General features: G+C 41.8%; 15 protein-coding genes and 1 tRNA gene. 7 read left to right on the plus strand and 9 right to left on the minus strand.

What is annotated here, in order from left to right; all coding sequences use genetic code 11:
- Window positions 1-92: 92 nt before the first annotated feature.
- Window positions 93-165, plus strand: a tRNA-Phe gene (locus ACOOEY_RS11405).
- Between the two features lie 112 nt (window positions 166-277).
- Here ACOOEY_RS11405 and ACOOEY_RS11410 read toward each other — a convergent pair.
- The 4 genes from ACOOEY_RS11410 to ACOOEY_RS11425 form a co-directional block, all read right to left on the minus strand.
- Window positions 278-1,075 carry a pseudouridine synthase gene (locus ACOOEY_RS11410; protein WP_420384842.1) on the minus strand — a complete coding sequence of 266 codons (798 nt, stop codon included), beginning with the start codon at window positions 1,073-1,075 and terminating at the stop codon, window positions 278-280.
- A 43-nt stretch (window positions 1,076-1,118) separates the two neighbouring features.
- On the minus strand, window positions 1,119-1,706 hold the full coding sequence (scpB, locus tag ACOOEY_RS11415) for an SMC-Scp complex subunit ScpB (RefSeq protein WP_420384843.1): 588 nt from the start codon (window positions 1,704-1,706) through the stop codon (window positions 1,119-1,121).
- Window positions 1,706-2,092, minus strand: a complete 387-nt coding sequence (locus tag ACOOEY_RS11420) for a TraR/DksA family transcriptional regulator (protein ID WP_420384844.1) — start codon at window positions 2,090-2,092, stop codon at window positions 1,706-1,708. The genes scpB and ACOOEY_RS11420 overlap by 1 nt, the downstream gene beginning before the upstream one ends.
- A 456-nt stretch (window positions 2,093-2,548) precedes the next feature.
- A complete protein-coding gene (locus tag ACOOEY_RS11425) occupies window positions 2,549-10,504 on the minus strand; it encodes a lamin tail domain-containing protein (protein WP_420384845.1) in 7,956 nt (2,651 codons plus the stop codon).
- Window positions 10,505-10,639: 135 nt separating this feature from the next.
- On the opposite strand from ACOOEY_RS11425, the gene ACOOEY_RS11430 reads away from it, so the two are divergent.
- A complete protein-coding gene (locus ACOOEY_RS11430) occupies window positions 10,640-11,632 on the plus strand; it encodes an aspartate-semialdehyde dehydrogenase (protein ID WP_420384846.1) in 993 nt (330 codons plus the stop codon).
- On the plus strand, window positions 11,629-12,798 hold the full coding sequence (locus ACOOEY_RS11435) for a class I SAM-dependent methyltransferase (protein ID WP_420384847.1): 1,170 nt from the start codon (window positions 11,629-11,631) through the stop codon (window positions 12,796-12,798). The genes ACOOEY_RS11430 and ACOOEY_RS11435 overlap by 4 nt, the downstream gene beginning before the upstream one ends.
- A 207-nt stretch (window positions 12,799-13,005) precedes the next feature.
- Here ACOOEY_RS11435 and infB read toward each other — a convergent pair whose 3' ends face one another.
- From infB to rimP, 3 genes are read right to left on the minus strand one after another with little or no spacing between them, the layout of a single operon-like run.
- A complete protein-coding gene (infB, locus tag ACOOEY_RS11440) occupies window positions 13,006-15,795 on the minus strand; it encodes a translation initiation factor IF-2 (protein WP_420384848.1) in 2,790 nt (929 codons plus the stop codon).
- 39 nt (window positions 15,796-15,834) lie between these two features.
- Window positions 15,835-17,079: a transcription termination factor NusA gene (gene nusA, locus ACOOEY_RS11445; protein WP_420384849.1), complete on the minus strand. Its 1,245-nt coding sequence runs from the start codon at window positions 17,077-17,079 to the stop codon at window positions 15,835-15,837.
- 5 nt (window positions 17,080-17,084) lie between these two features.
- Window positions 17,085-17,555, minus strand: a complete 471-nt coding sequence (gene rimP, locus ACOOEY_RS11450; protein WP_420384850.1) for a ribosome maturation factor RimP — start codon at window positions 17,553-17,555, stop codon at window positions 17,085-17,087.
- A gap of 150 nt (window positions 17,556-17,705) precedes the next feature.
- Here rimP and ACOOEY_RS11455 point away from each other — a divergent pair, with 150 nt between their 5' ends.
- Window positions 17,706-18,710 carry a M28 family peptidase gene (locus tag ACOOEY_RS11455; RefSeq protein WP_420384851.1) on the plus strand — a complete coding sequence of 335 codons (1,005 nt, stop codon included), beginning with the start codon at window positions 17,706-17,708 and terminating at the stop codon, window positions 18,708-18,710.
- A gap of 3 nt (window positions 18,711-18,713) precedes the next feature.
- Here ACOOEY_RS11455 and rfbA read toward each other — a convergent pair whose 3' ends face one another.
- Both rfbA and rfbB read right to left on the minus strand, forming a co-directional pair.
- Entirely contained in the window at window positions 18,714-19,577 is an 864-nt protein-coding gene (rfbA, locus tag ACOOEY_RS11460) for a glucose-1-phosphate thymidylyltransferase RfbA (RefSeq protein ID WP_420384852.1), read from the minus strand.
- Window positions 19,574-20,623 (minus strand): dTDP-glucose 4,6-dehydratase, encoded by a 1,050-nt coding sequence (rfbB, locus tag ACOOEY_RS11465; protein WP_420384853.1) that lies wholly within the window; start codon window positions 20,621-20,623, stop codon window positions 19,574-19,576. The genes rfbA and rfbB overlap by 4 nt, the downstream gene beginning before the upstream one ends.
- Before the next feature lie 168 nt (window positions 20,624-20,791).
- Between rfbB and ACOOEY_RS11470 the strand changes: the two genes are divergently transcribed.
- The 3 genes from ACOOEY_RS11470 (at window position 20,792) to ACOOEY_RS11480 (ending at window position 23,143) form a co-directional block, all read left to right on the plus strand.
- Complete coding sequence (locus tag ACOOEY_RS11470; RefSeq protein ID WP_420384854.1) at window positions 20,792-21,931, plus strand: acyl-CoA dehydrogenase; 1,140 nt, start codon at window positions 20,792-20,794, stop codon at window positions 21,929-21,931.
- A 74-nt stretch (window positions 21,932-22,005) separates the two neighbouring features.
- Complete coding sequence (gene rpsU, locus ACOOEY_RS11475; protein ID WP_420384855.1) at window positions 22,006-22,200, plus strand: 30S ribosomal protein S21; 195 nt, start codon at window positions 22,006-22,008, stop codon at window positions 22,198-22,200.
- Between the two features lie 61 nt (window positions 22,201-22,261).
- Window positions 22,262-23,143 carry a tyrosine-type recombinase/integrase gene (locus ACOOEY_RS11480; RefSeq protein ID WP_420384856.1) on the plus strand — a complete coding sequence of 294 codons (882 nt, stop codon included), beginning with the start codon at window positions 22,262-22,264 and terminating at the stop codon, window positions 23,141-23,143.
- The last annotated feature ends 12 nt before the right edge of the window (window positions 23,144-23,155 follow it).

Below are 23,155 nucleotides of genomic sequence, written 5' to 3' on the forward strand. Positions count from 1 at the left end.
TGGGCTTATATGGCGTTTTAAAACGAATTCTGAATTTATTGAAAATGTTTTGCACGCATGAACTTTTTATATACTTTTGTGCCTCCAATTCAGGTGCTGTAGCTCAGTTGGTAGAGCATCGGACTGAAAATCCGTGAGTCGGTGGTTCGAATCCACTCAGCACCACAACCTGAAAAGCCTCCTTGTGAGGCTTTTTTATTTAGTCCTTTCTGAAATCGTTTGCACATCATTGCGAATATAAGAAACCTGTCAAAAATAGTATGCATGCATACTATTTTTATTTCAACCAGCGAACTTCCTTTTCACTTAAGAATCTCCACTTACCTCGTGGCAAATCTTTCTTGGTAAGACCTGCAAAAACAGCCCGGTCAAGCTTTTCAACGCGATAGCCAAAGTGCTCGAAAATCCTTCTTACAATTCTGTTTCTGCCAATATGAAGCTCAATACCAATCAAGGTTTTTTCATTATTGAGAATGGCCAGGTCATCAACCATTACTTCACCGTCTTCGAGCTTAAATCCTTCAACAATGGTAGTGAAGTCATTTTTGGTAAGGGGTTTGTCCAGTGTTACCTGGTAGATCTTCTTCACATTTCCCGAAGGATGTGTCAGCTTTTTGGCCACGTCACCATCATTGGTAAACAATAGCAAGCCAGTGGTTGCTCTATCTAAACGACCTACAGGGAATATTTGCTCTTCACAGGCATTTTTAACCAGCTCCATCACCGTTTTTCTACCCTCAGGATCTGAAGTGGTAGTAATAAAGCCTTTTGGCTTGTTTAGTAAGACGTATACCAGTTTTTCGGGCTTCAATGCTTTTCCTTTGAAGCGAACAACGTCTTTGCTGTCTACCTGAAAGCCCATCTCTTTAATGACATTACCGTTGACGGTAATCTCTCCCTGTTCAATGAGCTTATCAGCTTCTCGTCTGGAACAAACTCCTGAGTTAGCAATGTATTTGTTGAGACGCATAGGAAATGCGTCCTTGGATGGCTTAGCTACAGCCTGATAGTCTGGTGTTGGTTTATTTTGCTTTTGGCCGGAATGGCCTTTTGGTCTGAATGGTCTTTTACCCATAGTTATGCAGTATCACTACTGTATTTAGTTTGGGCAAAGGTAGTTATTCTTCTTCTATACTTGGTTGTTCTTCAGGTTCACTATCACCAATTTCATTCTCATTGACTGCAAAATCTTTTGGGGTAGGTAGTTCCTTGAGGTCGTTAATGCCGAAGTAGTCCATAAATTTATCAGAAGTACCATACAGCATGGGTCTTCCAACACTATCCGCCTTGCCTTTAATCTCTACCAGTTCTTTCTCTAATAGTTTTTGAACCGTGTAGTCGCAGTTGACTCCTCTGATCTGTTCAATTTCAGATTTGGTAACGGGTTGTTTATAGGCAATAATGGAAAGGGTTTCCAAGGCAGAAGCCGATAGCCTTCGTTTAGACTGCTGCTTAAGTAAAATACCAATGCTGGCCTGATAAGCAGGTTTGGTTAAAAACTGATAACCACCACCACTCTGTACTACCTCAAAAGGGTATTCTTCTGCACTATACTTTGATGTAATACCTTGTATGCCCTTTTCAATATCCTCCAGGGGTATGTCTGCCTCGAACATTTCAGAGAGGCAGGTTTTTATTTCATCAACTTTAATAGCCTTGGGTGCACAGAAGATCAAGGCTTCGATATGGTTGCCCAGAAAGTCCACTAATTTCTTTGTGCCAGTTTGGCTTCAATAGAGTGCATGGTGTGTGGAACAGCCATTAATCGTTCTTTGGAAATTAGTTTACCAGTATCGACACAAACTCCGTAAGTGCCATTCTTGATACGAATCAAAGCGTTTTCAAGGTTGTTGATGAATTTCTGTTGTCTGGCAGCAAGCTGATTCAGGTTCTCCTTTTCTAAAGTATCTGCCCCGTCTTCAAGTACCTTGGTGGTATGGTTAGTTATGTCGTCTCCGGAATCTCCTCCTTTTGTAAGACTTTTCTTGAGCTCGTTAAGCTCTACTTTGGCTTTGTCAATTTTATCAAGAATGAGCGCTTCGAATTCCTTCAATTCACTTTCCGAATACCTCGTTTTTTCACTTTGGCTCATAGTTTTATGGGTTAGGCTTAAAAAATTTGCGCTAAAATAAATGGACTGAAGGCAATTACAAAGAATTAAGAAGTTTTTTGAAACAGCCTAAAAACATCTTTTCCTGTTGAGTAAAATCGGATTTTATGTTTTTTATTTTGAAAAGAGCTCCGACTTCCAAATCAGATGTAAATGATAAAGGCCCCTCAGGAGCCTTTATGTTTTAGTAATTTATGTTGAGCATTTCTAAACGTTTTGATAACGCTGATGACTCGATTTTCACACGGTACTTGAGCCGAATGTATCGGGCAATTACCTCTAATTTCCTGCCGCTCTTTGCATAGCGGTCAATAGTCTGATTAATTAAGCAGTTCATCCAGTAGGTTCTTAGTAGTTGAGTAACAGAAAGATAATTAACATTGTTTTAATTTCCTTAACAATTGGCTAACATTTGTCGCTATGTCAACTATGGCCGACTTAAAACCTGGAGGCTATGGCTACTTTTTCTCTGATGTAGCTGATTTTCCCCTCGGTGGAGATAATTTCCATGATAATCATGTAGTAGCCAACCTTAGCCTTACCACCCTCTTCCGTAGTACCGTCCCACGTAAAGAAGCCCTCAGTACCCACAATACTGTTTTGCGAAACCCTTTTAATTACCCTTCCCTCGGCATCGACAATTTTAATATTCAGGGTATTTCCAGGATCATCGAAAGAGTAGTTCAGTGTGGTGAAATTGCTGGCTCCGGCTATATCAGGTGCAAAAGTAGGAGGGTCAATCCTCACTGCTCCCGGCTGTGCCTGCGGGTCTCTTGCCTGAGAGTTTTCATAGCCTGGCGTGGCCCCACCCTCAGTAGATGAGGCAGAGAACCAGTTGTTAGGGTCATTAGATGACCCGCTGAAAAGAATCCTTTCCAGGGAAACTCCATTTGGATCGGCCAGTAAGTTGGAATGGTAATCTTCACTATACTCAAATCGATCGATTTCAGTGTTCGTCAGGTTATAGATGAAGACAGTTCCTTCATCGGTCGGTAAGCCTGGCATGGAGCTGACTTCAATAAATGTTGCCTCTTCAGCCATTGGATATTGGCTCTTAATATTGTTACCGTCTGAAGTAATAACGAAGTAACTATAGGGGTGTATAAAATAGTTGTCTTCTGTAATGACTCTGGTGTTCGTGAGGCCAGCGATTTTCCACCCTTTGAGATTAAGGTATTTTGTTGAATTGTTGTAAAACTCGACAAACCTTGATCCACCGCTCACCGGGTTGAAGAGAATCTCATTAATAATGATATCGCCAGGTTCGGCATTTCCTGCAATGATCAGGCTTACTGTATTACTTGTGGCCTGAATGAGGTTGCCTGTACAATCCGTTATATTTTCTGCACTGATAGAGTAAAGGGTATTGGCGGCCAGATTGGTAGCTGTTACCAAAGTAACTACTCGTTCGGTTTCATCTATTTGAGCAGAGATAAAGGTCAATCCATTATCAGCCGAGAAATTATCTAAGGCAACGGTGGCATCATTAAGTTTTTCATTGAAAGTTATTTCGACCACTGCATCAGTCACTGCTATGGCCTGGATTATCGTTGGTCCTGTCAGATCAGGGTTATTACCATCAATGGAGTTAAGTGTACCAGGAGTACCACCATTTACATGATTTGATGCTCTCCAGTTGGATGATTCCAGACATGGATAATCAGGATCAATCATTTCCAATGAGTATCCACCTCCTGCTTTGAGGGTGCTTCCATACCATGAGTCAGAATAATAAACAGCATGAATCTCTTGTGCATTAGGAGTGTAAAGTGCCGGTCTGTCTGTGGAATTATTGAGGTTGGGCCAGTTATTAACGGCCAGTACTTTTCCGTAGCTATTCAATTGACCTGCGGTTGAAGACGGAGCGAGAATTACATATTCGCCTGGATTAATGGTCATATCCCCCAAAACCGTAGAGCTGGTGGCATCGGCCAGAATCACACCATCGAGAGAAAGGATTTGACCGGATATATTGAATACCTCCAGATATTCAACTTCCGGAAGACCTTGGACTGGTGTCGGGTTAGCCATTATTTCAGTAATCAACAATTCACCAGGAGAAGGACTTGCTCCTTTTGAGAACTCGAATGATACCGGATTGAGCATATTCCCTGAACAATCGCTGATATTACTTAAGGACAGACTGTAGAGCGTTCCTCGTGTGAAGGGGGCATCTAACAAGATTCTTATGCTTTTACCGAAGTCCTCAAAATTAGAAATGCTCTTGATTGTGAGACCACCACTGAAATTGAAGTTAGCGGCAATCAAAGTGGCCTCATTCATCGACTCACTGAATTGAATATCGAAAGTGGTGTCTGAGGTTACTGTGAATTCCAATACTGTCGGAGCTGAAACATCAGGAGAGTTGCTAAATACTGAGTTTTGAGCACCCGGTGTTCCTCCAACTGCTGCTGTGCTGGCCGTCCAGTTGGCATGATCGAAGCATGATGGACTGAGGTTAATCATTTCCAGACTATAGCCACCATCGTCTTTGCTGTCATCCTGATAGAAGGTTTTGTCATACGCTACCTCGAAGATCAATTCGGCATTGATGTTTTCCAAGCTGATTCTATCTGCCACGGTGAGTGTAGGGAAGGAGTTGATACCCATCACCTCGCCATAAGGAGTGAGGTCTGCAACTGCGGCATTACTGGTTATGATTATGTATTCGGACGGAGCCAGGTTAAAATCATTGAGTGCATAACTTCCATTGTCGTCTTTAAAAATGACGGTTCCCAGATTAAGTGTCTCACTTGAGTTGTTAAAGACTTCAAAGTACTCTCTTACCGGAAGGCCATTACTGGGAGCAGGTGTTGCCATAATCTCAGTAACCAGAAGTTCAGTTGCCGAAGGGGTTGAGCCCTGAATAAAAGTTTCCTGCGAATTAAGAATATTACCGGTACAGTCTTGCACCCCACTAATATCAAGCGTTCTGGAGTATCCTGTTAGGAAAGGGTCATCGAGAGTAAGTAGAATGGTCTCTCCAAAAGCATCTTCAATAGCAATAGTGCTAACACTTATGCCATCTTGTAGTGAAAAATTAGACGGTAACAATGTTCCTATATCCATGGCCTCGTCAAAGCTCAACCGTAGCTGTGTAAGCGAGATTACTTCCAGGGAGCTGACGGTAGGAGCGGTGTTATCTGCAGAAGTATTATAAACTGAGTTTTGGGTTCCCGGTGTACCACCATCAAGGTTAACGGAGGCAGCGTAATTACTTAGATCGAAGCAGGCTTTTTCGGGGTTGATGAGTTCTATTGTCCATCCTCCATCATTTTTGGTATCATCATTATAATAGGAGAGGTTGTATGAAAGGGAGTCCAATACATTGAGATCTCTATCCAGCAGGTAAATGGTTTCTCCAGAATTAGAAAGAGAAGGGAAGTTGAAGAGCCCCATCGCTTCACCATAATTTTGAAAATTCAGACTACCTCCCTGCGAAGACAGAGTCAGATATGAATTGGGTAACATAGCCATGGTTTTCAAATAGGCCGTGTCGCGTTTGTCTGTAATAGCGAAGTTCCGGAGTTCGACAGACTCTACACTTCTATTGTATATCTCAATGAATTCATAGTTGGGGATGCCTGCTCCCAGATCGGTATCAAAATAAACCTCGTTAATCACTAGTTCACGAAAGCCGGGACTAACCGGAGACTGGAACCTAAAGTCGAATGTTGCGGCATTGATGGCCTTTCCCTGTAAGTCTTCTACCCGGTCCACAGTGAGTGTGTAAAGGAGCCCATCTACCAGACTGGTACTGAATTGCAATGTAACTATGGTGGCATCTGTACTTAGTTTGACGCTTGTAGGCTGACCAATGCCATTGTTGAGAGTATAATGGTTGAGGCTGGTAGCCGTAGTACGGTCGACAGGCTCATTAAAGGTCACTTCAATCTCATTGATATAGGTTGAATTGACCGAACTGATGGTAGGTGGTGTAATATCATAAAGCAGCGTATTCTTGCTGGAAGGGATGATACCTCCATAGGTATCTGTGAGATTCTGAATTCTTAGCTCATAACTAGCCGATTCAGTAAGCGCCTGATCAAAGAATAGGGTTACCTCACTGGCATCGAGACTATTCACCACAGCAGTTAATGGATTTCCGATGTTTTCACTGAGAATATAATTTCCGACTATTTCTGCCAATGTCTCATCTACTTCAACATCAAAATCGATCACAATTGAGTTGGCATTCAGAAGGCTGATCTGCGTGATGAGGTCATCATAAGTAAAGTCGAAGGTGGTGGGAGGAACGGTATTTCCATCCAGGTCTACCAGGTTATTAATCACCAGTCTGTAATTGATATTTTCCTTTAGGCTGGTAGTCAGAAAAAGGGTGACTAAAGATGGATCAGATTCATCTTGTACAAGACTATGTGGTCCCAGGCCCTTGTCAAAGCCATAGTTGACCACGTTTTCTGCACTGGCCTGAGTCAACTCTTTTGTGAATTGAATCTGAATACTCGTGTCGGTAAGAATGGTGAACTGGCCAAACTCGGGGATCAGGCTGGAAAAGGTAGCGGTGAGGTTAACAGGCAGGTTATTGTTGAACAGGTCAGAGACATTGCTAATGGTTAATGTATTTGTAGCAAAGTTTCCTAAATCGACAAAAGTGAGTTCTACTATGTTCGTGTTTTTCTCTGTTCTTCTGGCACTTACCGGATTTCCAATCCCATTGTCTACGGAGTAATTATTCACATTCTCCGCAATAGTTTGAACCACTTCTTCTGAAAATTCTACAGCCAAAACTGTAGGAGATAGCAGCTCAATGCCTACCAGTCGAGGAGCAAGCCTGTCGTAAGTGAAGTTAAAGTTTCGGTTGGTAGAAATGGCATTGCCTGAAAGGTCTTCAATAGCTGTGAGGGTCAGAATATTTTCTACTTCCTGCTCAAAGTTGACAGCAAAGTTCAGGATTACCGAAGAGTCATTGGGTTGTAGTATGGCCTCGGCCGGAGTGCCTATTCCGTTGTTGGCAGAGTAATTATTAATGATTTCTGCACTTGTCTTATCCAGTACTTCATCGAAGTAGATTTGCAGTGTGTTTTCATCTACTACAACCACTGAGTCTATATCCGGATCGTCTGTATCATAAGTGAAAACAGTGTTCAGGAGTTGCAGGTAGTTGGAGGAGGCATCCTGAATGTTTTCAAACTGAAGTTCTGAAGTAGTATTTTCTGGAAAGCTGCTTCCAAAAACCAGGTGTACCAACCTTGGATTCGAGCCATCAACAGCTGCGCTAATCGGGTTGCCAAGTCCATCATCGGCCAGATAGTTTGTGATTAATTCAGCGGTGGTTTCATCAACAATATCATCGAAATAGATATCCATGAGTTGGCTGGAAACCACGACAAGGGTGTCGAGCTGATTTTGAAAGCTAAAGTTCTCAATACTAAACGGGATGGTATTACCGAGGGTGTCTGTCAGGTTTTGGTAGGTGAGGCTATAGGCAGAGCCTTCATTCAGGCTAGATGCTAAAGCCAGGCTAATACGGTTTCTTGATACTGCATTGAGCGTTGCTCGGGAAGGAGCCCCAATCCCCAGGTTGAAGCTGAAGTTACTTTCTGTTTCAGCCAGTGTTTCCTCTACCTCTTCGTCAAAGATCATATCGATCTCAGTAGGAGTTTTGAATACCAATCGCTGAAGAACCGGAGCCTCATTGTCGAAAAGAAAGTCAAAACTATTGCCTAGAATGCTATTTCCGGCACAGTCAGTGAGCCCTGAAATATTGAGCGTATAAATATTGCCTGATGTTAAACCCGGACTTAAAGCAAGCGTAATGCTTCTGCCGTAAGGTAGATTGAGGGATGAACTGGCTACAAGGGCAGTTCCGCTCATAGTAAAGTTGGCACTGGCTAAACTTCCCTCATCTATAATTTCATCAAAGCTCACCACAATTTCCTGACTGTTATTGATGGTCACATCGGCAATGCCCGGACCCAGGAGATCAGGAGAATTGTCAAATACGGCATTTTGAGTGCCAGGGGTTCCTCCTTGAGGACTGGAAGAAGCAATCCAGTTATTCTGATCACTACATATTCTTTCAGGATTGATTTGCTCAAGACTCCAGCCACCGTCTGCCTTGGCATTATCCTGATACCAGCTAAGATCGTATGTGAGGCTATCAACCTGATTACCTAAATTATCTAAAAGCGTTATTTGCTCACCCGAGTTGGTTAAGGTGTTCCAGGATGATACAACTACTACATCCCCGAAACTTTGGAAATTACTGGCAGAGCCGCTACTGGTCAGGATGACGAAGGCTCCCGGGCTTAGAACATGATTGCCTACTATTCCACCGGATAGTTGGAAACCAGTAATATCTATGGCATTGCTGCCGGCATTATAGAGCTCAACAAATTCATCAGAAGTACCATTAGGTAATGTCAGTGGGTTAGGTTCATTGCTTCCGGTTGGATCTGCAAATACCTCATTAATCACAATTTGTCTAGGCTGAGTAGCCACTTCAAATCGGGCATTTGTTGTGATACCCGATGCAATGGCATTGCCTGCGCTGTTAGATACATTGTTAATGGTGATTTCATAAGTATTGTTGACGAATGCCTCGGATATGGTTAAAGTGACAATTGAGGCGTCTGTAATACTTTGGGTAACAGAGGTTGGATTTCCACGACCGAAGTTAAAGCTATAATTACTCTGAGTTTCTGCCGAAGTTATTTCCAGGTCCTGATTGAAGTTGATTTCAACAGTAGTGGAAGAAATGACGGTAACATTGTCAACTGCAAGCGGAAGGTAATCGAAGGTATCGTTAAGATTGGAGGCGGTAGTCAATGTAGAAACATCAGTGACATTATTAACAGTCAATGTATAGGTAGCCGCATCAAAGTCTGAGGCAAAGACTAGCGTTACCTGATCGTTTGAAGAACTGCTTCGTGTTGCAGAAACAGGTGAACCGATGGCATGATCTAAGGTATAGTTAGAGGTAGTTTCGGCAGAAGTCTCTTCCACATCCAGATTGAAATCTAAGAGAAGTGTATTCTTGTCCAATGCTGTGACACCCTCAATGGCAATAGGCACTACATAGCTGAAAGTTCCTTGCAGGTTGTTGGCGGTACTGTTGCCGATGCTGTTATTCACATCGTTTACAGTGAGTTGGTAGTTATTATTTGGCAAAACTGAGGTCGTTAAAGTCACCTCGTTACCGGCCGTTCTTGTGGCCGAGTTGATACTGATGCCATTGTTGATTGAATAGTTGGCCAGCGTTTCGGCTGAAGACTGCTCTACATCTTGATTGTAAACAACGCTTACCTCTGAATCAGAAATCGCGCTGACGCTGGCAATCGCTAATGGGAGATAAGAGAAGCTATTGCTTAAGTTAGTGGCACTGGCAAGAGTGGAAATATCCCTGACGTTGTCAATGGTTAATGTGTAGTTGTTATCCTCTAAATCTGAGTCAAAAACGAGTGTGACCTGATCATTTGATGTTACACTTCTGCTTGCAGAAACAGGCGAGCCCATTGAATTGTCGAGTATGTAATTGGTGATGACTTCGGCAGAGCTTTGTTCAACGTCAAGGTTAAAATCTATAAGCACCGTGTTCTTATCCAGAACACTGACAGACTCAATACTTAAAGGAATAACATAACTGAAGTTTCCCTGAAGATTAGTGCTGGGAGTGTTTGTAGCCGCATCTTCAACATTATTGATGGTCAGGTGGTAATTGTTATTGCTGAGTGAACTGTGATTTAGAGTAACTACTTCAGCTGAGGATTTGGTGGCAGACACAATGCTGATTCCATTGTCTATGGCATAGTTACCAATGCTTTCAGCTGAAGTTTGTTCTACTTCCTGATTAAAGGTGACACTGGTAGTATTTGCATCAACCACGGATATGTCATTGATTGACAGAGGAATACTCTGTTCCTCAATGGCAAAGTCATCTATAACCAGCTCTGCTGCCGATCCACTTCCTGCTCCCCTTTGAACAATAAAGCGAACGACAACGTTAGCTTCACCACTGGCCGCAGCAGGCAAATCATATTCATAGAGCGTAAAGGATGTACTATTATCATTTGGGAAAGTGGTGTCGTCACCAATCGCTACATCATCAAGGAAATTACTTCCACCATCAATGGAGGTTGAGAAGTTCAGTAAAGCCGGCCTGGTTGAAGTGGTGCCATTCTGTTTGGAGTAGGCATAGAAGGATACTCTGGGATTGCTTATTCCGGTTAAGTCTAAACTGATTAATACTTCGCCTGAGAAGGTAGAAGTTGGGATGATATTGAGAGAAGCGGCACCTGTTCGGGCATCACTTCCCTGATAGATTCTACTGGTGGTAGACACCTCGTTTCCAATCCAGTTCGGAAGGAATTCTACATTGGTGCCAGTAGTAAATGCACTCTCAACCCCTTGAGTATAGGGAAAAGAGTTCACTTGACCCAACAGGTAATTCGTGCAGAGTAGTAGTGCTAGGAGAAAACAATTTCTCATTTCTTGTGCTCAGGTTCACTAAAGTAGTAAATTTGACGCGTTTTTCGCGTGTTGCGAGAATCTTAATTAATTGATACTATGAAGATTGCAGTTGTAGGTGCGACTGGACTTGTGGGAGGGGAGATCCTGGAGGTCCTTGACGAAAGGAATGTTGAATTTGATGAGCTGTTATTGGTAGCTTCTGCTAAGTCAGCCGGTATAAAGAAGACATTCAAGGGTAAGGAATACACTGTAATCACCATGGAGGAGGCCGTTGCTCAGGCTCCCGATTTTGCGATCTTCTCTGCAGGTGGAAGTACTTCTCTGGAATGGGCGCCTAAATTTGCTGAGGCTGGTACAACAGTGGTTGACAATTCTTCAGCATGGAGAATGAGCCCAGACCATAAGCTGATCGTTCCAGAAATAAATGCCTCAGAATTGAGTGCTGAAGATAAGATCATTGCCAATCCAAATTGCTCGACTATTCAAATGGTGGTAGCGCTTGAGCCTTTAAGAAAGCGTTATGGAATTAAGAGAATTGTCGTTTCAACATATCAGTCGGTAACCGGATCAGGAAAGGCTGCTGTAGACCAAATGATGAATGAGCGACAAGGCATAGACGGGCCAATGTGTTATGCACATAAGATCGACATGAATGTTCTACCTCATATTGATGTATTCATGGACAATGGATACACCAAGGAGGAAATGAAAATGGTGAATGAGACCAAGAAGATTTTCAACGACTTCAATATTGGAATTACTTCTACTACCGTAAGAATCCCGACAATGGGAGGACATTCTGAAGCGGTCAATGTAGAGTTCAAGGAAGATTTCAATATGGACGAGGTAAAACAATTGTTAACTGAAATGCCGGGAATCATTCTTCAGGATGATCCTAAGAACAATGTTTATCCCATGCCATTAACTGCCCACAAAAAGGATGAGGTATTCGTTGGTAGATTGCGTAGGGATGAGAGTCAACCGAATACCCTCAATATGTGGATTGTGGCCGATAACCTGAGAAAGGGAGCGGCTACTAACGCTGTTCAAATTGTGGAGTATTTACAGAAGCAAATGGTGAAGGCTTGATCGAGCTGCTTCAACCAGAAATTCAACAATTTATCGATGATCATTTAGATGATCAGCCGGCAGACCTAATGCTCAGGGCCAGTCAGTATCCTGGTTGGCCTATGAAAGATATTGTCAATCAGATAGTTGCCCGTAAGAAGGCTCAATTAAAACTCCCGGACTGGTTCGGTCAAAAAGGGCTTATCTGGCCGGCTGTCATTTCTATGGAGCAATGCTCTTCCCAGCGCACCGCAACCTATAAGTCCAGCCTCATATCGGGTAAATCAATGACCGATTTGACAGGAGGTTTTGGAGTTGATACCTATTATTTATCAAGGCAGTTCTCTGAAGTCACTCATGTTGAAATGAATGAGGAGCTTCATCAGGTTGTGAGTCACAATTTTGGTGTGCTTAAAGCGAATATCAATACAGTCAGGAACACAGCAGAGAAATACCTTCAGGAGATGAAAGAGGTCGATCTGGTTTACATAGATCCGGCCAGACGTGATGATCAGGAGCAAAAGGTCATTTTCCTTGATGATTACAGCCCTAACGTAATTGAGCTTTTACCCCTGCTGCTGGAGAAGGCCAAAACCGTTATGATCAAGGCTTCTCCCATGCTCGACATTAAGAAAGCCATTAATGATCTCAAACATGTAGAGGAGGTGCATGTGGTGGCTTTGAATAATGAGGTGAAGGAACTTTTGTTCCTATTAAGGAAGGAATTGACAGGAGAGACCAAAGTAAAGGCAGTCAATCTGGCTACTCATACCAGTATTTTGGAATTTTTATATTCCGAGGAAGATAAGGTTAACATCAACTATAGCTCAGCTCAGACATATATTTATGAGCCCAATCTGGCCATACTCAAAGCAGGGGCCTTTAAGTCTGTGGTTAAGCGCTTCAATCTGAACAAACTTCATCCTAATAGTCATCTATACACGAGTGACAGGTTCGTTTCCGAATTTCCGGGAAGGAGCTTCAAATTGATGGATGTACTTCCGTTAAACAAAAAGAAACTCAGAAGTCAATTCAATTCAGATCAGGCCAATATAACTGTGCGAAATTACCCTATGTCTGTTCAGGCTATCCGTCAGAAGACAGGCTTGAAAGATGGGGGGAAACATTACATTCTGGCGACTACAGATATGGAGAGTAGAAAGTTGCTGTTATGTGAGAAGGTATAAGAGGTAGAAAATAATGGCCATTGAGCCGTATAAAATCAATACTCTTAACCTGTTTTGAATTTCCATCCACCAGACCACCCAATGTGGTTTGTAAAATCCCAGACCAATCAGGAATAGGGCAAGCAGTGTAAGTATTAAGAAAGTAAGCATAAAAAAACCCTGTTCCTGATAAATCGGGAACAGGGTTGAATATAATTCATTGAACGTTTAAAGCGTTCTTTTCACTTCTTGAATCTCGAATCCTTCAATGATATCTCCCTCCTTAATGTCGTTGAAGTTCTTGATGCTCAGACCACATTCGTAACCTGATTTTACTTCGTTCACATCATCTTTGAATCGTTTCAATTGTCCGATATCTCCTGTGTAAACCACAATACCGTCTCTGACCAATCGAATCTGATTGTTTCTCTTCACATAACCATCAGTTACATAACAACCAGCAACGGTACCAACTTTAGAGATTTTGAAGGTTTCTCTCACTTCAATGTTACCAGTGATAACTTCCTTCTCAGTTGGCTCGAGCAGACCTTCCATCGCATCTTTGATCTCATTGATCGCATCGTAGATGATAGAATAAAGTCTGATTTCGATTTCTTCATTCTCAGCAAGTCTTCTTGCACCACCTGAAGGTCTCACCTGGAAACCAAGGATAATGGCATCAGAAGCAGTAGCTAGAAGAACATCGGATTCAGAAATCTGTCCAACAGCCTTGTGAATGATGTTCACTTGAACTTCTTCAGTAGAGAGCTTCAGTAATGAATCACTCAGGGCTTCTACAGAACCATCCACGTCACCTTTAACGATAACATTCAGTTCCTTAAAGTTACCTACCGCAAGTCGTCTACCGATCTCATCGAGCGTAATGTGCTTCTTGGTTCTTACACTTTGCTCTCTGAGGATTTGCTCACGTTTATTGGCAATTTCACGAGCTTCGCGCTCTGATTCCATTACGTTGAACTTATCACCAGCCTGAGGAGCTCCTGATAAACCGAGCATTTGCACCGGAGTAGAAGGACCAACTTCTTTCAGTCGGTTTCCTCTGTGGTCAAACATGGCCTTTACTTTACCATAGTGAGAACCTGCCAGTACAACATCTCCCACTTTCATTGTTCCGGACTGAACCATCAAAGTGGCCAGGTAACCTCTACCTTTATCGAGAGAGGCTTCTATTACTGTACCAACTCCACCTTTATTAGGATTGGCTTTAAGCTCCAGTAATTCTGCCTCAAGGAGTACTTTTTCCAATAACTCTTCAATACCCTGACCAGTCTTGGCCGAAACCTCCTGGCATTGGTATTTACCACCCCAATCTTCTACCAGAATATTCAGGTTAGCGAGTTCTTCACGGATTTTATCTGGATTAGCGCTTGGCTTATCTACTTTGTTGATTGCGATAACGATTGGCACCTCAGCTACCTGGGCGTGATTGATGGCCTCTTTTGTCTGAGGCATCACATTATCGTCTGCCGCTACAACGATGATGGCAACGTCAGTGATTTTGGCACCCCTTGCACGCATAGCGGTAAAGGCTTCGTGACCAGGAGTATCGAGGAATGCTATTCTTTTTCCGTCTTTGGTTTCTACATCGTAGGCACCAATGTGCTGGGTAATACCCCCTGCCTCACCGGCTGTTACGTTGGCATCTCTGATGTAATCGAGCAATGATGTTTTACCGTGATCAACGTGACCCATGATGGTCACAATGGGTGCTCTGTCCATTAAGTCTTCAGCATCGTCTTCTTCTTCAATTACTTCTACTTCATCATCAGCAGAAGTGAATTGAACATCGTAACCGAATTCATCGGCAATGATGGTGATGGCTTCAGCATCAAGTCGCTGGTTGATCGAAACGAACATACCCAGTGACATACAGGCGGAGATGACCTCATTAACTGATACGTTCATCAAGCTAGCCAAATCACTGGCTGAGATAAATTCAGTTACCTTAAGGATTTTACTTTCTTCCTGTTGCTTCAGCTTTTGTTCTTCAGCAGCTTCAGCAGCAGCACTCCTTTTTTCTTTTCTGTATTTGGAACGGCTCTTTCCGCCTCCTTTTCCACCGCCACTAAGACGTGCCAGTGTTTCTTTAATCTGCTCCTGAATTTCCTTATCGGTGAGTTCTTCTTTCGGCACATGTTTTCTGCCTCTTTGATTACCACCCCCACCTCTTCGGTTATCATTTGCTCCTTTGGAAGCGCGCTCTACTTTGGTTTGCTGAATTCTCTTTCGTGGTCTCTTACCGCGATTATCTCCCGCATTTCCTTTATTAGCGTCTTCTTTAGATTTCTTTGGTTTTTCAACAGGGAGCTCAATTTTACCTAGTACTTTCAGACCTCTGAGAGAATCGGCTTTTGCCTGTACTTTCTCTGGTTCTTTAGGTTGCTCTTTTTCCTGGGCTTTAGGCGGCTCAGGTTTTTTCACCTCTTCCTTAGGCTCTTCTTTGGCTTGCTCTTTAGGCTTTTCTTCCTTCTTCTTCTCAGCGCCAAGATCAATTTTGCCGAGTACTCTCAGACCTGGCTTTTTGTCTTCCTCTTTCTTCTCTTCTTTTTTGGCAACTGGCTCTTCTTTCTTCTCCTCTGCCTTAACTTCTTTTTCTTCCTCTTTGGCTGGAGCTTTAGCTTCGGCCTTAGGTTCTTCTTTTTTAGGCTCCTCTTTTGGAGCTTCAGCAACCGGCTCTTTTTTCTCAGCAGGGGCAGGCTTAGCCGGCTCCTCTTTCTTAGCTGGTTCCTTATAAGGCTCAGTTGTCACACCACTGGAATCTATTACCATGTCTTCTACATGCTTGGTTCCAATGGTTAGATGAGAGGCTTCTTCTTTTTCATGAGCAGACGCAGCGAACTCTTTGGCCAGCATATCATATTGCTGCCCGGAAATTTTCGCATTCGGACTGCTTTCTATTTCAAAACCCTTAGTTGCCAGAAAGTCTACGATTGTATGTGTTCCCACATTCAACTTTCTGGCCACCTGGCTGAGCCTCATCATTTTTTCTTCTGACATACTCAAATATCCCTCTTTTTAAGGTTTTTAAAAATTCTATTATTGTTCGAACTCCTTATTTAATATTTCGAACAGATACTTAACAGTTTCTTCTTCCAACTCAGTTCTTCTAACAATATCGTCCTGAGCCAGTGCGAGAACACTCTTGGCAGTATCCAAACCAATTCTTTTCAATTCATCGATAATCCAGCTATCGATTTCATCTGCAAACTCGTCCAAATCGACATCTTCCTCTTCGTACTCATTCAACTCTCTGAATACATCGATTTCAAGACCTACTAATTTGGAAGCCAGTTTAATGTTTTGTCCACCTTTACCGATGGCCAGTGACACTTGATCAGGCTTCAGATAAACCGATACTCTGCCGTCATCAGTCAAAATCTTCATGCTTGAGATTTTAGCTGGGCTAAGAGCACGGGAAATATATAGTTCCATGTTATCAGTAAAGTTGATAACATCAATATTTTCGTTTTGTAATTCACGCACAATTGAGTGAATTCTTGATCCTTTCATCCCTACACAGGCACCTACAGGATCAATTCGGTCATCATATGACTCAACTGCTACCTTGGCTCTTTCTCCTGGCTCACGAACTACTTTCTTAATGGTAATCAAACCATCATATACTTCAGGAACTTCACTTTCAAACAGTCTCTCAAGAAATTCTCCAGAAGTTCTGGAAAGGATAATTTTCGGATTTCCATTGATCATTTCAACCCTGTCGACAATGGCTCTTACATTGTCTCCTTTTCTAAATCTGTCTTTAGAAATTTGTTCGTGCTTAGGAAGAGAGAGTTCGTTGCCCTCACCATCTACCAAAAGTACTTCTCTGCCCAAAATCTGATAAACCTCTGCTGAAATGATTTCTCCCACCAGATCTTTATACTTCTGATAAAGGATGTCTTTCTCCAGGTCTTTAATTCTCTGTATTAGCGTCTGACGGGCAGTCATTACCGCTCTGCGGCCGAAATCTACTAACTTAATTTCTTCAGCTACTTCTTCACCAATTTCAAAATCGGGCTCGATTTGTCTGGCGTCAGTTAAACTGATTTTATCATAATCCCAGATGTCTTCTGAGTTATCGTCAACGATTTCTCTGAATCTCCAGATTTCAAGGTCACCTTTATCTGCGTTGATAATAATGTCGAAATTATCATCTACTTCGAATTTCTTTCTGATCATAGTTCTGAAAACATCTTCCAGAATTCTGATCATAGTAGGTCTGTCTACGTTTTTCTGCTTTGCAAAATCTGCAAACGACTCAATTAAAATTCCACTGTCCATTTTATCTACTTAAATGACACTAACACATTAGCTTTTTCAATGTCAGAGAAACTCAATTCTTTCTCTTCGATTAATTTTTTCTTCTTTTCTTTTTTCTCGGCAGCCAGTATTATGCCTGCCTCACTTACTGATTTCAGTTCCCCTTCAAGCGTGGAGCCTTCCAAAAGTCTTACTTTCAGTCTTCTGCCTACATTCTTCTTGTATTGCCTGGCAGAAGCCAGCGGGTGGTCCAGCCCGGGAGAAGACACTTCCAATATGTAGGCTACATCAATGATGTCTTCTAATTCAATATCTTCGGCCAGTTTTCTGCTTAAATGGGCACAATCATCGATTGTTACTCCTTCATCGCCATCCAGCAATACTAAAATTTTGGTTTTTCCTGTTACCCCTTTGGAAATTACATCAACAATAAAAAAGCTGTCATCTTCAAGATGCCTTTCCGCTAATTCTTTAATCGTTTCTGTAATCTCTTTCATGTATGATAACGAAAGAGGGGACTTCGTGTCCCCTCTGGAAATTTACCATTAAGTGGTGCAAAAATAGTAGATTTTTATTTCATATCAAAAGGTGCTATCATTCGTAGTTTATAAGAAATGCCTCTATTTTTAGACCTTCAATACAGATTTATGAAAAATTCGCCTAAGCTTCTTCTTTTGTCGATCCTCTCCATATTCATTTCCTGTAGTTCGGGAGGTGGGGGAAAGGAGACTCCTACTCAACAGCTAAGCCTGAAAGAGGCTCCAGAATCGAATAAAGATTCATTATATCAGTTTGTTCAGAGTCAGGTAGATTTTGGCCCCAGGGTACCAAATACTGAAGCTCATGCAGAAGCAGCTGACTGGTTTGTTTCAAAGTTTGAAAGCTATGGTGCATCGGTAACCGTACAGGAATTCACAGACAATATATACGATGGTACTGAAGTGAGATTGAAGAACATCATCGCTTCATTTAATCCCGAGGTTAAAAAGCGAATTCTATTAGCCGCTCACTGGGATACCCGTCCTTTTGGCGATAAAGACCCTGAAGATGACATGGTCGCCATTGATGGGGCGAATGATGGTGGGAGCGGAGTAGCAGTATTGCTCGAAATAGCCAGAATCATTAGTGGACAAAATGGCCCTGCTGTTGGAGTGGATATGATTCTATTTGATGGTGAAGATTGGGGAGAGCATCAGGTGAGGTCAGAAGGTATTAATCCAAGAGATTTTGGAAAAGAAGCATGGTATTGCCTTGGTTCTCAGTATTGGAGTAAAAATAAGCATAAGGCGAATTACACTGCCTATTATGGAATACTGTTGGATATGGTAGGGGCCGAAGGTTCTACTTTTTATTACGATGGAGAATCACAACGGAACGCGGGTAGAATCCTTGAACAGACCTGGAACATTGCTCATGAACTCGGTTATGAACAGTACTTTATTAAAAGCATGGGAATGCAGTACATGACAGATGATCATGTGTTCGTCAATAAATATGCACGTATTCCAATGATTGATATTATTGACTACAGAGCTAACTCTGACAACTTCGGACCATACCATCATACAAGAGATGATAATATGTCAGTCATTAGTAAAGACGTATTGTCTGCAGTCGCAAATGTCGTCTTAACTGTCCTTTATAATGAGTAAAGTTTACACTTCAAGCAGACTGAGGAGGTATTGACCATATCCAGATTTTTTTAACGGCTGGGCAATAGATGCCAGACGGTCGGCATCGATATATCCCATACGGTATGCTATTTCCTCAATGCAAGAGATTTTAATGCCTTGTCTTTTTTCAAGAATTTGTACAAACTGTCCAGCCTGCATTAATGAGTCAATGGTACCCGTGTCTAGCCAGGCAGTACCTCTATCCATGGTACTCACTTTGAGCTTTCCCATCTGGAGGTAAGTTTTATTGACATCTGTAATCTCTAGTTCTCCTCTTGCACTAGGCTTCAGGCTTTTTGCGATATCAACTACTTGATTATCGTAGAAATAAATTCCTGGAATTGCCCAATTAGATTTGGGCTTTAACGGCTTTTCCTCTATCGACATGGCATTCATGTTTTCATCGAATTCAACAACCCCATATCTTTCAGGGTCATTGACTCGGTAAGCATAAACAATCCCTCCATCAGGGTCGGCATTCTCTCTTAGCAACTTAGGAAGGTTTGAACCATAGAAAATGTTGTCTCCCAAGATTAAGGCTACCTTGTCAGTGCCGATAAATTGTTCACCAATTGTAAATGCTTGGGCTAAACCTTCTGGTTCTGGTTGTTCTGCGTAACAAAAGGAACAGCCAATTCTACTGCCATCACCGAGCAACAACTTGAAATTGGGTAAATCATGAGGGGTTGAGATAATGAGGATATCTCTGATACCTGCTAACATGAGAATTGAAAGCGGATAATAAATCATAGGTTTATCGTAGACTGGCATTAACTGCTTACTTACAGCATGGGTCAAGGGGTAAAGTCTTGTACCGGATCCTCCTGCTAAAATAATTCCTTTCATCCCTGATATTGTTTTTGATAGTAATTTTGGTAATCGCCTGAAGTAACATGATCAAGCCATTTTTGATTGTTCAAATACCAATCTACAGTTTTTTCCAGACCTTCTTCAAATTGCAAAGAAGGCTCCCATCCTAGCTCTTCCTTTATTTTGGATGCGTCTATAGCGTATCGCTTATCATGTCCGGCTCTGTCTTTTACAAAGGTGATCAGGGTTCTTGACTGACCGACTTGTCTGCCCAGCTTTTTATCCATGATATCACAGAGTAGCTCAACAATGTCCAGATTTTTCCATTCATTAAAACCACCAATATTGTAGGTTTCCTCTCTTTTCCCATGATGGAAAATTTTATCAATAGCTCTTGCATGATCTATAACATACAACCAGTCTCTGATATTGTCTCCTTTACCATAGATAGGCAAAGGCTTATTGTTCCGAATATTGTGAATACAGAGGGGGAGCAATTTTTCAGGAAATTGGTTTGGGCCGTAGTTATTGGAACAGTTTGATATTACAACAGGTAATTTGTAAGTGTTGGCATAGGCCCGAACAAAATGATCAGAACTTGCCTTGGAAGCAGAATATGGCGATTGAGGGTCGTATGAGGTCGTTTCCTTAAAGAAACCTGAATCACCAAGAGAGCCATAAACTTCATCTGTGGAAATATGATAAAAGAGTTTTCCATCGTAATTATTGCTCCAATGTTTTCTGGCCGAGTTTAATAGATTAACTGTACCTAAGATGTTAGTCTTTACGAATGCGAGAGGGTCAGATATAGAACGGTCCACATGCGATTCTGCCGCAAGGTGAATAACCCCGTCAAACTGATGCTCGCCAAAAAGCCGATCAATAAATGCTTCATTGGTTATATCTCCTTTAATAAAATGATAATTGGAAGCCTGTTCAATATCTTTGAGGTTCTCAAGGTTTCCTGCATAGGTCAGAGCATCAAGATTGAAAATGGAATAATCAGGGTACTGGTTGACGAATAGCCTTACAACATGGTTTCCAATAAATCCGGCTCCTCCAGTAATCAGTAATTTTCTCATTGTGCCTTTTTTGTCAAATCTAATTTATTGCCTGTTCTAGAATCGTCAATTTAGCTAAATGGTGAGATTAAGTAGATGAAGAGAAAATAATTCTCGTTAAACTATTCAACCTAACGATCGTTTGTTTGGTGAATCGTTTTTGGTAATTTTCGTCAAACTATAATAGCAATGGATTTTGAGTTGAATGAGAATCAGCAGATGATTGCTGATATGATTAAGGATTTTGGTGAAAAGGAAATCACACCATTCCGCAATGAGTGGGATGATAAGCAGGAATTTCCAGTTCATGTGTTTAAGAAGTTTGGAGAATTAGGCTTAATGGGGGTTTTGGTTCCTCAGGAATATGGTGGATCTGGTTTTACCTATGACGAATACATTACCGTAGTTTCTGAAATCGCCAAGCTGGATCCGGGAATCGGATTATCTGTTGCGGCCCATAATTCTTTATGTACTGGCCATATTCTACAATTTGGAAATGAAGAACAGAAGAAGCGATGGTTACCAAAACTGGCCACTGCTGAATGGATTGGTGCCTGGGGTCTTACTGAGCCCAATACAGGTTCAGATGCCGGTAATATGAAGACTACGGCAAAGAAGGATGGAAGTGAATGGGTGATCAATGGTACCAAAAATTGGATCACGCACGGTAAGTCGGGAGATATAGCTGTTGTCATTGTGCGTACCGGAGAAGTAGGTGACTCTCATGGGATGACCGCCTTTGTGGTAGAAAGAGGAACCCCTGGTTTCAAAGGAGGTAAGAAGGAAGATAAGCTGGGTATGAGGACTTCAGAAACTGCTGAAATGATTTTTGAAGACTGCAGAGTTCCGGAAGAAAATATGCTTGGAAATGTTGGAGAGGGATTTATTCAGGCCATGAAGGTATTGGATGGTGGAAGAATATCTATTGCTGCCCTAAGTTTAGGTATTGCAGAAGGTGCATTTGAGGCGGCTTTGCAATATGCTCAGGAGCGACATCAATTCAATCAGCCTATCTTTAATTTCCAGGGTATTTCATTCAAGTTGGCGGATATGGCTACACAATTGGAAAGTGCCAAGCTACTCACATTCAGAGCAGCTCAGCTTAAAAACGAGGGTAAACCCGTGACAAAGGAGTCGGCTATGGCTAAGTATTATGCCTCTGAGTGTGCGGTTTCATTTTCTAATGAGGCTGTTCAGATTTTTGGAGGATATGGCTACACTAAAGACTATCCCGTGGAGAAATACTACAGAGATTCAAAGCTCTGTACTATTGGAGAAGGTACTTCTGAAATTCAAAAGTTGGTGATTTCCAGGACCTTGCTTAAATAATCAAGAGGCCAGGTATTGAAATCAATGTTAATTATATATCTTTGCAGCCCGAACGAGAGGAGGTGTTATAAATTATGATCGTAATCAACGTAAAAGAAAACGAATCTATCGATAAGGCGCTTAAGCGTTTTAAGAAGAAATTCGAGAGAACTGGTGTTCTTAGAGAACTTAGATCTAGAACTCAGTATGAGAAGCCTTCTGTATCTCGTAGAACAGAAAAAATTAAGGCAGCGTATAAGCAAAAAATGTACGCTAAAGAAAACTACTAATCATTTCTTTAGTAGTGATAAATTACTATGTTAGTACTGTGTGTAAAGACGCAGTACTAACATGGTTGAATCCTTCCTTCGATACATATCATACGAAAAACGGTACAGCCAACACACCGTCAAGTCATATCAAAATGACTTAAATCAATTCGAGCATTACGCTCAGCAAAATTTCAACATTTCAGGTTTAGAGCAGGTAACACAACTCATGATTCGTTCATGGGTACTATCGCTGATGGATGAAGGTAATTCTTCCAGAAGTGTCAATAGAAAAATTGCTTCCCTGAGATCGTACTTCAAGTTTCTTCTTAAAAGAGAGATGGTAAGTAAGGATCCAACTCAAAAAATCAAGTCTTTAAAAGTCAAAAAGGAGCTTCCCGGCTTTGCCAATGAGCAGGAGTTCTCAGATTTTCTTGATCGTCTCGTATATGATGATTCATTAGAAGGAAAAACCGAGCAGGTAATTTTAGAATTACTTTATGGAACGGGAATCAGACTTTCAGAACTGATTGGGTTAAAGGTTTCAGACTTTAAGCCCTCAGAGTCAACTATTAAGGTGCTTGGTAAGAGAAATAAAGAGCGAATTATTCCTGTTTCCAGGAGTCTATCCCAATTGTTAAAAAATCTAATAACTGAGAAAAATCATGTCTTTTCACATGACCAAGGCTCATATTTAATCGTTAACAAAAATGGAGGCCAAGCATACCCGATGATGATTTACAGAATTGTAAAAAAGTATTTAACACAAGTACCGTCATTGGACAAGAAGAGTCCTCATGCACTCCGTCACACTTTTGCAACCCACTTATTGAACAAAGGAGCCGATTTAAATGCGGTGAAAGATTTGTTGGGCCATAGTAGTCTGGCGGCAACGCAAGTTTATACACATAATTCTTTGGAAAAGCTGAAGTCGGTTTTCGATCAGGCTCATCCAAAGGCATAAGTTTAACCCTTT

It is taken from the genome of Roseivirga sp., from assembly GCF_965216855.1.
Classification (GTDB): domain Bacteria; phylum Bacteroidota; class Bacteroidia; order Cytophagales; family Cyclobacteriaceae; genus Roseivirga.